Raw genomic sequence first — 12909 nt, 5'->3', positions numbered from 1 at the left:
CCAGGGAGCCGGCCGCGCCGGAGGCGCCTGAGGCCGACGTCGTCGACGATATCGATATGACGACCGAGGCCACTGAGGAGCCGGAAGAGGAGAAGCCGGTCGAGGGCGAGATCGTGGACGAGGAGTTCACGATGCACGCCCCGGCGGGCGGACCGAACCAGGCGGCGGCGCAGGGCACGACCGACGACGCGCACCAGCACGGGCTGGGCGCGGAGCTGGCGGCCCTGCGCACCGAGCTCGACGAGCGCACGCGGGACCTGCAGCGGGTCACCGCCGAGTACGCCAACTACCGCAAGCGGGTCGACCGCGACCGGGCGCTGGTCGTCGAGCAGGCGAGCGCCAATGTGCTCGGCGCGCTGCTGCCCGTCCTCGACGACCTCGACCGGGCCCGTGAACACGGTGACCTGGTCGGGCCGTTCGGGGCGGTGGCGGATCAGCTGATCGCCGCGTTGAGCAAGTTCGGGCTGACCGTCTTCGGGGCCAAGGGCGACCCGTTCGACCCGACCCGCCACGAGGCGGTGGCCCACCTGACCTCGACTGAAGTGAGCGAGCCAACCTGCATCGACGTGATGCGCCGCGGCTACCTCCTCGGCGAGCGGCTGCTGCGACCGGCGCTGGTCGCGGTTGCCGACCCGGAGTAGACGAACGCTGGAGGAGGTGGCGCAATGAGTTCGAAGGACTGGTTGGAGAAGGATTTCTACGCGGTTCTGGGCGTCACCAAATCCGCTCCCACCGACGAGATCAAGAAGGCGTACCGCAAGCTCGCCCGCGAGCTGCACCCCGACCGCAACCCGAACAACGCGGCGGCCGAGGAGCGGTTCAAGGCGGTGTCGGAGGCCTATGACGTGCTCTCCGACCCGGCGCGGCGCAAAGAGTACGACGAGATGCGGTCGCTGTTCGGGGCGGGCCAGTTCCGCCGCAACGCCCGGGCCGGCGGCCCGGCCGGGGCGGGCGGTCCCGGGTTCGACTTCTCCGACCTGTTCGGCAACGGCGCGGCCGGCCCTCGCGGCGGCACGCCCGCCGGCGGCGACCGCCGCTTCGGCGGCGCCGGCTTCTCGGACCTGTTCAGCTCGATCTTTTCGGGTGGTGGCGGAGGCGGGCCGACGGTCGGCCGCCGAAGCCGCGGGCGTGACGTCGAGACCGAGGTCGTGCTCAACTTCGCCGACGCCGTGCAGGGCGCGACGCTGCCGATCACGCTGCGCACGCCCGGCACCTGCGAGACCTGCGACGGCAACGGCGCGGCGCCGGGCACGTCCCCGCGGGCGTGCCCCAAGTGCCGCGGCATGGGGGTCGTGAGCAGCAACCAGGGCTCGTTCAGCTTCACCGAGCCCTGCCGCGAGTGCCAGGGCGTGGGCACCATCGTCGACGAGAAGTGCCCGGAGTGCCATGGCACCGGCGGGGTCACCAAGACCCGCACGATCAACGTGCGGATCCCCGCCGGCGTCTCCGACGGCCAGCGCATCCGGCTGGCCGGCCGGGGCGAGCCGGGCACCCGGGGCGGGTCGCCCGGCGACCTGTTCGTGCTCATCAAGGTCCGTCCCGATCCGGTCTTCGGCCGCAGTGGCGACGACCTGACGCTGACGGTGCCGGTGACGTTCGCGGAGGCGGTCCTCGGTGCCGACCTGCGCGTGCCGACGCTCGACTCGTCCGTGACGCTGCGGGTGCCTCCGGGCACGCCGAGCGGCCGGACGCTGCGGGTGCGCGGCAAGGGCGTCGCCCGGCGCGACGGCAACGTCGGTGACCTGCTCGTCACCATCGACGTTCACGTGCCGTCCGAGCTGTCCGAGGCGGCCCGGAAGGCCCTGTCCGACTATGCGTCCGCCGGACCGCCCGCCCCCCGCGAGCGGCTCGACGCGATCGCACGGGAGCGCAGCAGCTATGAACAACGATGACGACGGCATGGACCGCACCGAGGTCTTCCTCAGCTTCGGAGCGGTCTCCGACGCGAAGGTGCTGATCATCTCCATCGCGGCCCGGCAGGCCGGGATGCACCCGCAGACCTTGCGGCAGTACGACCGCATGGGCCTGGTGCAGCCCGGCCGCACCGCCGGCGGCGGCCGCCGCTACAGCGAGCGCGACGTGGCGCTCCTGCGCGAGGTGCAGCGGCTGAGCCAGGAGGAGGGCGTCAACCTGGCCGGCATCAAGCGGATCATCGAGCTGGAGGGCCTGGTCGGCGACCTCCGCCAGCGGGTGGTGGAGCTCGAGGCCGAGCTGCTCCGCACGAGGACGAGACTCGCCCAGATGGAAGCGACGGTCTTCCCCCGCCGCGACCTGGTCCCATCCCCCCAGCACCAGACGGCCCTGGTCGTCTGGCGCCCGACGAAGAACGTTTGACACCCCCGCCAAGGGGGCAACCCCAAGTCGGGAACAAGCGCCGCCGGCCCGGAGGCTGACCGAGCCACGGCGCAGGGGTGTGGTCACCCGAGGGGCGTCTCCAAGACGGAGCCGCCCCTCGGCGTTCCCGCCGCGCGCCAAAGGCGCAACAAGCGACCGCACCCACCGCCCCGGAGGCGCAACAGGGGGACGGCGCCCACAGCGCCGGAGGCGCAACAGGGGACGGCGCCCACGGCGCCCACGGCGCCGGAGGCGCGATAGGCGACCGCAACTGGGACGTCAGGGGCGCGCAGCGCAGAAAGAGTGGTCGCGCAGCGGCCATGGGGGGTCTGGGGTGGGAACCCCCCAGGGTTAGCGCCGCGACGGAGTCGCGCGTGGCTAGCTTTCGGACCCCAGCCAAATGCGCCGGAGGCGCAACAAAAACCCCAGCCACCGCGCCGGAGGCGCAATCAGGGACCGCACCGACTGCGCCGGAGGCGCAATCAGGGACCGCACCGACCGCGCCGGAGGCGCAATCAGGGGCCGCACCCACTGCGCCGGAGGCGCAATCAGGGACCGCGCCAACCGCGCCGGAGGCGCGACAAGTGACGGCGCCCACGGCGCCGGAGGCGCAACAGGGGACCGCGCCCAGGACGCAGGGGCGCGCAGCGCGGGAAGAAGTGGTCGCGCAGCGGCCATGGGGGGTCTGGGGTGGGAACCCCCCAGGGTTAGCGCCGCGACGGAGTCGCGCGTGGCTAGCTTTCGGACCCCAGCCAAATGCGCCGGAGGCGCAACAAAAACCCCAGCCCCTGCGCCGGAGGCGCAATCAGGGGCCGCACCGACTGCGCCGGAGGCGCAATCAGGGACCGCGCCCACCGCGCCGGAGGCGCGACAAGTGACGGCGCCCACGGCGCCGGAGGCGCGATAGGCGACCGCGCCCAGGACGCAGGGGCGCGCAGCGCGGGAAGAAGTGGTCGCGCAGCGGCCATGGGGGGTCTGGGGTGGGAACCCCCCAGGGTTAGCGCCGCGACGGAGTCGCGCGTGGCTAGCTTTCGGCCCCCAGCCAAATGCGCCGGAGGCGCAACAAAAACCCCAGCCCCTGCGCCGGAGGCGCGACAGGAAGCCCAGCCACCGCGCCGGAGGCGCGACAGGAAGCCCAGCCCCTGCGCCGGAGGCGCAATCAGGGGGCCGCGCCCACTGCCGCCCGGAGCCGCCATACCCGCCACCACCGCGATGTTCGGCCTACGCCTCCAGGCGACCGCGATCCCACACGGCCGGCGCTGCACAGCGCAGCGACTAGAAGGTAACTATTCAGGTTGGGGTGGGAGCCAGGCGTTGCCGGTGAGGGCGTCGCGCAGGGCGGTGAGGACGTGCAGGCCGTTTTTGCGCACGGTGGAGACGTAGCTGCGCACGGTCAGCCAGTGCTGGGCGCCGTGGGGGGTGCGCCAGCCGCCGGAGATCTTCTGCTGGATTTTGACCATGCGGATGTCGCGTTCGGCTTGGTTGTTGTCGAACGGGACGGTGAAGGTGTGGGCGAAGCGCCAGATCTCGCGCCGGAATCCGTGCATCCGGTCGATCAGCGCGAGGATCTTGCCGCGGCCGCCGCTGGTGGGGGTGGGTTGGCGGCGTAGCCGGCCTGGACGGCCTGGTCCCAGCGGTGCAGCAGATCGGTCAGGACGGTCTGGTCGAGACGGTCCCGGCCGGCGGCGACGGCCTGGTTGACCTGGTGTTTGCCCTCGCGGAGCAGCCCGGCCAGGGTCCCGGCCCAGGTGTGGGCCGGGTCGTGTTCGGCCCAGCCGTCCAGTTCCCGCAGGTGGTGAGCGTTGCACAAGGCATGCCCGGCGGTGTCGTAGGCGGGGTGCAGGTACGACTTGAAGCCGTCGTGGACCGCGGTCTGGCCCGCGCCCAGCGCGGTGAGCACACCGATGACGTCGATGGCGTCCCGGCCGCGTTTGTCGTCCAGGTGGTAGAAGGTGCCCAGCGGGGTGCAGGCCACGTGCAGCCACCGCAGCCGGCCGGCCACCCGCAGCCCGGTCTCGTCGAAATGCACCACCGCCGCGGTGCGCAGGACCTGCCGCAGCCGTTGCGTGAAGCCGGTCAGCCGGGTCGCGGCGCGCCCGGTCAGCCCGGCGATCCACCCCGCCGACGGCGCCGCACCGAACAGATCAGCCAGGATCTGCGCGGTACGGTCCACCGGCGTGTGATGGCCGACCAGCAGATAGACCGTCAGGGCCGCGATCGACGGCCCGTACTGCGCCGGCGCGTCCACCCCCACCGGCGCCGCGGCTGTGGTGTGCGTCCCGCACGCGCAGGCGCACCGCCACAGCCGGTGCTCGGTCACCGCCAAGCGCATCGGCGGCAGGTCGAACACCTGCCGCGCCTCGAACCCGACCGGCGCGACACCGGCCAGGACCTCACCGCACCCGGCGCACGCCACCGGCCGGTGATCCACCACCGCATCCGGCTCATCCACCTGTGTCAACGCCGCACCCGGCGCGCCGGGCTGCTTGCCCGCCCGGCGGCCCGCCGCCCGCCGCTGCGACCGCGGCGCCGGCTTCCCCAGCCCATCCGAGGACGGCGGCTTCGACGAGTTGTGCGAGTCCAGCCCCAACCGCCGCTCCAACTCCGCCACCCGCGCCCGCAACACCGCGATCTGCTCAGCCTGGACCACCACCAACGCCGCCAACTCGTCATAGCTGGGACGCGGACCGGCACTCACAACGGACACCGTGCCCTAAACCACCCAGACGATCAAGTCCCTGCCGCCAACCACCTGAATAGTTACACTAGAAGTCTCCGTGATCATGCCGCACCCGCCGCCGACACCAAGGGTTTTTCATGATCACGGAGTGTCCATGTACACCCGTGTACCGAAAGTCTCCGGGATCATGGCAAACCCGCGGTGCGGCCACGACGAACATCATGATCACGGAGACATACGCCCGCCCCGCGACCGGGACGCAGGGGCGCGCAGCGCGGGAAAGGTGGCAGCGCAGCGGCCATGGGGGGTGGGGTGGGAACCCCCCCAGGCAAGCGCCGCGACGAAGTCGCGCGTGGCTAGGATTTCGGACCCCAACCAATGCGCCGAAGGCGCAATAGGAGACCGTAACCAGGACGTCAGGAGAGGGGATAAGCGTCCGGGATTCGGCTAAGACAGTCGCCGGCCCTGCCGAACCAACCCGCCCTCGCACCAGTCGTGATACTCGAAGAGCTCGGGCCGAGCCAGCAGCATCCGCACGTTGTGCGCCCACGTCATCAGCAGCTCGTCCCCGTTCTCCTCCGCCTGCTCGACGAACTTCTTCAACCGCCGCTTCGGATGGGCGCGAAAGTGCGTCCGAATCCCGTCCGCCGCGTAGATGTACAAGCAGTGCAGCGCGAACCGGCGGGCCGGGCAGCGGGGGTCCATCGCCAGGTCGAACAAGGTGCCGATGAGCCGGTCGCCGGCCACCAGCAAGTCCCAGTCGGGGGGCATGGTCTGCAGCAGCGTGGCGTCCGGGTGGTAGGCCCACGCGCGCAGTTCGGCTGCGCTAGGGTCGACCGGGTTCTGGAAGCCCCGGAATCCCGCTTGTGTCACGCTCACCATCAGCTCCCGTGGCCAGCGGGTGATCCCTGGGCGAGTCCGCCATATCGCCAAGGGCGTGGTTTCGGCGACAACTTAGCCCGCCAGCGCCATGCTACGGAAGAGGCGAGCACTCCCTTACTCTCGGTAAACCCCCGTATAAGGGCATTTTTCCGGCTAAAGCGGGCGAGGGAATGCAGGATGTCAATGATTCCGGTTGAGGTCTACAGTGTCGTCGTGAGCACGGACCGTCCGGACATGCGCATCTCCGACGCCGAGCGGGAGCTCGTGGTCGCCCAGCTCAATGCGGCTGTCGCCGAGGGCCGGCTGACGCTGCCGGAGTTCGAGGAGCGCGTGGACGGCGTGCTGCGCTCGCGCACGTTCGGCGAGATCGAGCCGTTTGTCGGCGACCTGCCGCAGAAGGGGCCCATCGCCGTCCCCGAGCAGCTCGAGATCCGCAACCACGCTTCGAGCCTCAAGCGCCAGGGGCGCTGGACGGTCCCGCGCCGGCTCAACATCAGCACCCGGGCCGGGTCGGTCAAGCTCGACTTCACCGAGGCGGTCTTCACCGGGCCGGTGGTCGAGATCCACCTGGAGGCGCGGTCCAGCTCCGTCGACCTCGTCCTGCCGCGCGGCGCGACCGCCGACATCGACAGCATCGCGCCCCACGCCAGCTCGCTGACGCAGAAGGTGCCGTCCGTCTACGACCAGCCCGGGCAGGGCGTCGTCTTCCGGATCGACGGCGAGGTGCGCAGCAGCAGCGTCCGGGTCCGCTACCAGCGCAGATTCTGGCGCTGGCGTTGGTAGCAGCGCGCCGGACCGGCCGGCGCGGGCTGGCCGTGGCGCTGGCCGCCGCCCTGGTCGCGACGCTCAGCGCCGGTTCGTGCGCGCCGAAGGGCACCGCCCAGCCCGAGCAGACCCCGGGCGACGACGTCTCCTACGAGGAGCTCCCGCCCGCCCCGAACGGCTCCGAGGACCCCAACGAGCGCCAGAACGTGGTCCCGGTGCCCAAGGGCACCTCGCCGCGCGGCGTCGAGTTCGCCGACGCGAATACGGGGTACGCCTTGTTCACCTCGTGTGTGGCCGGGCGGGCCTGCGAGGTCGGGCTGGTGATCACGCTCGACGGGGGTGCCAGCTGGGTGGCCCGCAAGCTGCCCTTCGACGACGCGATCGACGTGGACATGCACCTGGGTCGCGGCAACGTGCTGGTCCTGAAGGCGTCCCCGGCCGGGTACTTCGTCTCCCGCGACACCGGCAACACCTTCGAGCGGCGGCCGCTCAGCCCGCCGCCGGCCGAGCTCGGCCTGGCCGACCCGCAGTACTCGGTCGGCTGCGAGGACACCGCCGCGAGCGGCTGCGCCGATCCGCAGCCGTGGGTCGTCGGCGACGACGGCAACCGCCAGGCGCTGCCGTCGCGGCCGGCCGGCACCCACCGGTACACCGGCCTGACCGCCGCCGCCGACGGCACCCTGTGGCTGACCGCCCAGGCCCCCGACACCACCACCCAGCCGGGCGGCACCGAGATCTCGGTCTGGAGCAGCGCCGACCGCGGCCGCACCTGGCGGGCGCAGGGCACCGCCCGCGCGGCCGACCCCGACGTGGTCGTGCGGCCGGTGGTGGCCCCGGACGGCTCCGACGTCTGGGTGGTCGGCGCCCGCTTCGCCGCCCGCAAGATGCCCGGCGGATGGACCGAGGCGACCGTGATGCGGGAGGTCGCCGAGGTGTTCAGCGCCGAGGTGCTGCCCGGCGGCACGCTGCTGGTCGCCAGCGGCCAGGGCGTGTTCACGGTGGATATGACGCAGCGCACCCGCGACCCGGCCGCCCGGCTGATCTACCGGCTGCGCCGCCTCGACGCGACCACGATTCTGGGGTACCCGGCGCAGCAGTCCGGCCAGGTCTGGCTGTGCACCGTCGCCGACAAGCGGTGTAACTGGGCGCACGTTGCGGTGAGCGCGCGGTAGAAAGAACTCAGCAATTCAGACTTGAGTGGAATAGACTCAACCTCACGGGTGTCGTACCTGGCAAGGACGCACTGGAGCGAGGGAGTCGATGAACGCCGAACGTCTGACCACCAAGAGTCGCGAGGTCATCAAGGCCGCCGTGGACGCGGCGAGCCAGCGCGGGCACGCGACCGTTGAACCCTGGCACCTGCTGCTGGCGCTGCTGGACACGGGCGGCTCGACCGCCGCCGGCCTGCTGCGCGCGGTGGGCGCGAATCCGGCCGACGTGCGCCGCGCCGCGCTGCACGCCGTGGAGCGGCTGCCCAGCGCCCGCGGCTCGAGCGTGGTGGAGCCCAACGTCGCCCGCGAGTTCGCCAACGCGATCGCGGCGGCGGAGCAGATCGCCCGGCCGCTGGGCGACGAGTACACCTCGACCGAGCACCTGCTGGCCGGCCTCGCCCGGGTCGGCGGCGCGGTCGCCACGCTGCTCAAGGAGTCCGGCGCGACCGAGCAGGCGCTGGTCGCGGCGTTCCCGCAGGTGCGCGGCGGCGACCGCAAGGTGACCACGGCAGAGGCCGAGCAGACCTTCCAGGCGCTGGAGAAGTACGGCGTCGACCTGACCCAGGCCGCGCGCGACGGCAAGATCGACCCGGTGATCGGCCGCGACGCCGAGATCCGCCGGGTGATCCAGGTGCTGTCCCGGCGTACCAAGAACAACCCGGTCCTCATCGGCGAGCCCGGCGTGGGCAAGACCGCGATCGTGGAAGGCCTGGCCCAGCGGATCGTGGCCGGCGACATCCCCGAGTCGCTGCGCGACAAGCGCCTGGTCAGCCTGGACCTGGCCGCGATGGTCGCCGGCGCGCAGTACCGCGGCCAGTTCGAGGAGCGGCTCAAGTCCGTGCTGGAGGAGATCAAGGGCTCCAACGGACAGGTGATCACCTTCCTCGACGAGTTGCACACGATCGTCGGCGCCGGCAAGGGCGAAGGTTCGATGGACGCCGGCAACATGCTCAAGCCGATGCTGGCCCGCGGCGAGCTGCGGATGGTCGGCGCGACCACCCTGGACGAGTACCGCGAGCACATCGAGAAGGACCCCGCCCTGGAGCGGCGGTTCCAGCCGGTGGTCGTGGGCGAGCCGACGACCGAGGACACGATCGGCATCCTGCGCGGGCTCAAGGAGCGCTACGAGGTGCACCACGGCGTGCGGATCACCGACGCCGCGCTGGTCGCCGCCGCCACGCTCTCCGACCGGTACATCACCGACCGCTTCCTGCCGGACAAGGCCATCGACCTGGTCGACGAGTCCGCGTCCCGGCTGCGCATGGAGATCGACTCCCGGCCGACCGAGGTCGACGAGGTCGAGCGCAGCGTGCGCCGGCTGGAGATCGAGGAGATGGCGCTGGCCAAGGAGCCCGACCCCGCCTCGGCCGAGCGGCTGCAGCGGCTGCGCGCGGAGCTCGCCGACCGGCGGGAGCAGCTGACCGCGCTCACCGATCGCTGGCAGAACGAGAAGCAGCACATCCAGAAGATCTCCAACACCAAGGAGCAGCTGGAGCAGTTGCGCGGCGAGGCCGAGCGGGCCGAGCGCGACGGCGACCTGGCCCGCGCCTCGGAGCTGCGCTACGGCGTGATCCCCGGGCTGCAGCGCGAGCTGAGCCAGGCCGAGAGCGAGCTGACCACCCTGCAGTCCTCCGGCGCGATGCTCAAGGAGGAGGTCTCCGCCGACGACATCGCCGCGGTGGTCGCCTCCTGGACGGGCATCCCGGCCGGCCGGCTCATGGAGGGCGAGACCGCGAAGCTGCTGCGCATGGAGGAGTCGCTGAGCAGCCGGGTGGTGGGGCAGCAGCGGGCGATCCAGGCGGTCGCCGACGCGGTGCGCCGCGCCCGGGCCGGCATCGCCGACCCGGACCGCCCGACCGGCAGCTTCCTCTTCCTCGGCCCGACCGGCGTGGGCAAGACCGAGCTGGCCAAGGCGCTGGCGGAGTTCCTGTTCGACGACGAGCGCGCGATGGTGCGCATCGACATGAGCGAGTACGGCGAGAAGCACACCGTCGCCCGGCTGGTCGGCGCCCCGCCCGGCTACGTCGGCTACGAGGAGGGCGGCCAGCTCACCGAGGCGGTGCGCCGCCGGCCGTACACCGTCGTGCTGCTGGACGAGGTCGAGAAGGCCCACCCGGACGTGTTCGACATCCTGCTGGCCGTGCTCGACGACGGCCGGCTCACCGACGGGCAGGGCCGCACGGTCGACTTCCGCAACGCGATCCTGATCCTGACCTCGAACCTCGGCTCGGAGGTGCTGGCCGACGACCCGACGCTCAACGCGGAGCAGCGCCGCGACGCCGTCATCGCCGCCGTCCGGGGCCACTTCAAGCCCGAGTTCGTGAACCGGCTCGACGACATGGTGGTCTTCGACGCATTGTCTCCGGAGGATTTGCGGGCAATAGTAGAGATTCAGCTCAATGGGCTGAGCCGGCGGCTCGCCGATCGGCGGCTGATCCTCGAGGTCTCCGACGCGGCGCGTGACTGGCTGGCCAGTCTTGGGTATGACTCCGTTTACGGTGCCCGCCCGCTGCGCCGCCTGGTGCAGACGTCCATCGGCGACCAACTCGCCCGGGCGCTGCTGGCCGGCGAGATCAGGGACGGTGACCGCGTCGTGGTCGACCTGGCCGACGACAAGAAGGCGCTCACGGTGACCGCCGGTTGAGAGTGGGAGGGGTACGGGCAGATGCTGTGGAAGAGACACGCGTTCGACGACGAACTGCGGCTCCTCGCCGATGCCGACACGCTGGCATTCGGCGGCGTAGGCATCGCCGGCGCCCTCCTGCCGGCCACCAAGGCGTATTTCGCCGTGGAGGAGGGCCTCCGGCAGCACGGGGCGGAGCTGCGCCCCCGGCTGGAGGCCCTGCTCGACCGGGCCACCCCGGCCGGCCGGGTCTACGCCGCCGAGCTGCTCACCCACGCCGACGCGGCGGCCGGGCGGGCCGCCTGGCACCGGCTGTCGGGGCAGCCGGCCGAGGTCAAGACCTTCAGCGGCTGCATCATGAGCAGCACGACGGTCGGCCGTTACGCCGAGGAGCGCCTGCGGGATTAGCACGATGTCGATACGGTGATGCCCAGGATTCCTGGGAGGAGAGCCAACCCGATGTCATTCGCTGTACCGGGCCAGGCGCCACGCGCCCGGCCAACCACCGTCAGCCTCGCCGTCGGCCTGTTGTTCGCCGCCGCGGCGCTCGAGGTGATCCAGGTCGTTCTCACGCTGGTGTATGCCGGCAAGATCTCCGAAGGCACCAAGAAGGCACTCGAGGGCACGAGCACCAGCAGCACGAACGCGGGCACGGCGGTCGGATCGACCGTCGCGGTGATCTTCGGCTTCGTGATCATCGCGATCCTGCTGCTGCTCGGCTACCTGGTCAGCCGGGGCAACCAGGTGGGCCGGATCCTCACCTGGGTCTTCGGCGGCATCGCGCTGTGCTGCAGCGCGGTCGGCCTCGGCTCGACACTCTTCGCGTCGGCGGTGTGGGACTCCGCGCGGAAGAACGACCCGAGCCTGCCGACCTGGGACCGCTACCAGGAGCTGGTCTACTCCGAGGTCCCGGGCTGGTACCAGCCGCTGACGACCGTGCTGAGCATCCTGACCATCCTCGCCATCCTGGTGCCGATCATCCTGCTGGCGCTGCCGTCGTCGCACCCGTACTTCCGCAAGCCGCAGCAGGAGTGGGAGCCGCCCGTCCCCGGCGCCGGCGGTCCCGGCTACCCGGGCGGCGGATTCCCCGGACAGCCCGGACAGCCCGGCCAGGCCGGTCCGCCGGAGCAGCCCGGTCAGCCCGGCCCGCCCGGCTACGGCCCGCCGCCGGCCTGAGCCGCCCGTGACGGGCCGGCGGCGCCGGGCGACCCCCGGCCCGTCCGGCCTGTCACGCGCCCGTGATGGGATGACGGGCGTGAGCGAAGGCCGTACCGCACTCGTGACCGGAGCCACCGCGGGCATCGGCGCCGCCTTCGCGCGCGAGCTCGCCGCCGAGGGCTACGCGCTCGTCCTCGCCGCCCGCGACGCGCAGCGGCTTGCCGCCATCGCCGCCGAGCTGCCCGTGCCCGCCGAGGTCCTGCCGGCGGATCTGGCCACCGCCGAGGGCTGCGACGCCGTCGCGGCCCGGCTCACCGATCCGGCCCGCCCGGTCGAGCTGCTGGTCAACAACGCCGGGCGGACGCTCAACCGGTCCTTCCTGCGCTCCACGGTGCAGCTGGAGGAGGAGCTGCTGCGGCTCAACGTCAACGCGGTCATGCGGCTGACGCTGGCCGCGCTGCCCGGCATGGTCGAGCGGGGCCGCGGCGACATCGTCAACGTCTCGTCGATGTCCGGGTTCGGGGCGCTGATGCCCGGCTCCACCTATCCCGCCAGCAAGGCGTGGGTGACGAACTTCAGCGAATCGCAGGGCCTGCTCGTGCGGGGCACGGGGGTGCGGGTCATGGCGCTGTGCCCCGGGTACACCCGCACCGAGTTCCACCACCGGGCCGGCATCGACATCAGCGACATGCCGTCCTGGATGTGGCTGGACGCCCGGTCCGTGGTCCGCGCCGGCCTGCGGGACCTGCGCAAGGGCCGGCTGATCAGCGTGCCGGACTGGCGCTACAAGCTGGCCGCCTTCGGCATCCGGCACGCGCCGCGCGGCCTGGTGCACCGCGTCGCCCGGGACGCCAGGGGACGCATCGGGCACGAGGAACGTTAACGGCCGCAAACCCCGCAGGCCGCGGCAGATGCGTTCCCTACGACAAGCATTGAATTTGCTGTGTATCGAACATGATAGTGATCACGTACGTTCGGACGATGGCCGGTCGGTAGCGCCGGTCTGGGCATCCGGTCGGCCCGCGCCCGGCCGTTTGGGCGTTTGTGCAGGTCAGAGACTTGCATCGAGCATTGCAAGGATGTAACCAGAACAGGATTCGTCTTGGCCACCCGGCCATCGGCCGATCGTTATCCCCTGTCACCGTCACCCCTCACGTCACTCGCGGTGATCGTTACGATCACCTTCGTATTCGCCCTTGTCCCCTTGACGGCCTTAAATTTGCGCGAGAGTGCGGGTCATCGATTCACCGCGGAGC

General features: G+C 71.6%; 11 protein-coding genes and 1 pseudogene. 9 read left to right on the top strand and 3 right to left on the bottom strand.

What is annotated here, in order from left to right; genetic code table 11:
• Window positions 1-8 precede the first annotated feature (8 nt).
• The 3 genes and pseudogenes from grpE to ACQPXD_RS56115 form a co-directional block, all read left to right on the top strand.
• Window positions 9-641: pseudogene (gene grpE, locus ACQPXD_RS56125) on the top strand (nucleotide exchange factor GrpE); the annotation flags it as partial.
• 24 nt (window positions 642-665) lie between these two features.
• Window positions 666-1892, top strand: coding sequence for a molecular chaperone DnaJ (dnaJ, locus tag ACQPXD_RS56120; RefSeq protein ID WP_432833404.1), 1227 nt, complete (start codon window positions 666-668; stop codon window positions 1890-1892).
• A gap of 7 nt (window positions 1893-1899) precedes the next feature.
• On the top strand, window positions 1900-2334 hold the full coding sequence (locus ACQPXD_RS56115) for a heat shock protein transcriptional repressor HspR (protein ID WP_432844338.1): 435 nt from the start codon (window positions 1900-1902) through the stop codon (window positions 2332-2334).
• Window positions 2335-3620: 1286 nt separating this feature from the next.
• On the opposite strand, the gene ACQPXD_RS56110 is transcribed toward ACQPXD_RS56115, so the two are convergent.
• The 3 genes from ACQPXD_RS56110 to ACQPXD_RS56100 form a co-directional block, all read right to left on the bottom strand.
• Window positions 3621-3881: an IS66 family transposase gene (locus ACQPXD_RS56110; protein ID WP_432827772.1), complete on the bottom strand. Its 261-nt coding sequence runs from the start codon at window positions 3879-3881 to the stop codon at window positions 3621-3623.
• An 8-nt stretch (window positions 3882-3889) separates the two neighbouring features.
• The gene (tnpC, locus tag ACQPXD_RS56105) at window positions 3890-5032 is read right to left on the bottom strand and encodes an IS66 family transposase (protein WP_432824394.1); all 1143 of its coding nucleotides are present in this window, start codon (window positions 5030-5032) and stop codon (window positions 3890-3892) included.
• 429 nt (window positions 5033-5461) lie between these two features.
• On the bottom strand, window positions 5462-5896 hold the full coding sequence (locus tag ACQPXD_RS56100; protein ID WP_432833402.1) for a hypothetical protein: 435 nt from the start codon (window positions 5894-5896) through the stop codon (window positions 5462-5464).
• Window positions 5897-6109: 213 nt separating this feature from the next.
• On the opposite strand from ACQPXD_RS56100, the gene ACQPXD_RS56095 reads away from it, so the two are divergent.
• From ACQPXD_RS56095 to ACQPXD_RS56070, 6 genes are all read left to right on the top strand, one after another.
• Window positions 6110-6679 (top strand): DUF1707 SHOCT-like domain-containing protein, encoded by a 570-nt coding sequence (locus tag ACQPXD_RS56095; protein ID WP_432833400.1) that lies wholly within the window; start codon window positions 6110-6112, stop codon window positions 6677-6679.
• The gene (locus tag ACQPXD_RS56090) at window positions 6673-7833 is read left to right on the top strand and encodes a hypothetical protein (protein WP_432833398.1); all 1161 of its coding nucleotides are present in this window, start codon (window positions 6673-6675) and stop codon (window positions 7831-7833) included. The genes ACQPXD_RS56095 and ACQPXD_RS56090 overlap by 7 nt, the downstream gene beginning before the upstream one ends.
• An 88-nt stretch (window positions 7834-7921) precedes the next feature.
• On the top strand, window positions 7922-10516 hold the full coding sequence (gene clpB, locus ACQPXD_RS56085; RefSeq protein ID WP_432833396.1) for an ATP-dependent chaperone ClpB: 2595 nt from the start codon (window positions 7922-7924) through the stop codon (window positions 10514-10516).
• 21 nt (window positions 10517-10537) lie between these two features.
• Window positions 10538-10903: a hypothetical protein gene (locus ACQPXD_RS56080; RefSeq protein ID WP_432833394.1), complete on the top strand. Its 366-nt coding sequence runs from the start codon at window positions 10538-10540 to the stop codon at window positions 10901-10903.
• A 51-nt stretch (window positions 10904-10954) separates the two neighbouring features.
• Window positions 10955-11671 carry a hypothetical protein gene (locus ACQPXD_RS56075; RefSeq protein ID WP_432833392.1) on the top strand — a complete coding sequence of 239 codons (717 nt, stop codon included), beginning with the start codon at window positions 10955-10957 and terminating at the stop codon, window positions 11669-11671.
• A 70-nt stretch (window positions 11672-11741) separates the two neighbouring features.
• A complete protein-coding gene (locus tag ACQPXD_RS56070; RefSeq protein WP_432833390.1) occupies window positions 11742-12536 on the top strand; it encodes an SDR family NAD(P)-dependent oxidoreductase in 795 nt (264 codons plus the stop codon).
• Window positions 12537-12909: the final 373 nt, after the last annotated feature.

The organism is Dactylosporangium sp. CA-092794, assembly GCF_050948465.1.
Lineage (GTDB): Bacteria > Actinomycetota > Actinomycetes > Mycobacteriales > Micromonosporaceae > Dactylosporangium.
Note: the sequence above shows the minus strand (reverse complement) of the source record. Positions and strands in the feature narration are given on the sequence as shown.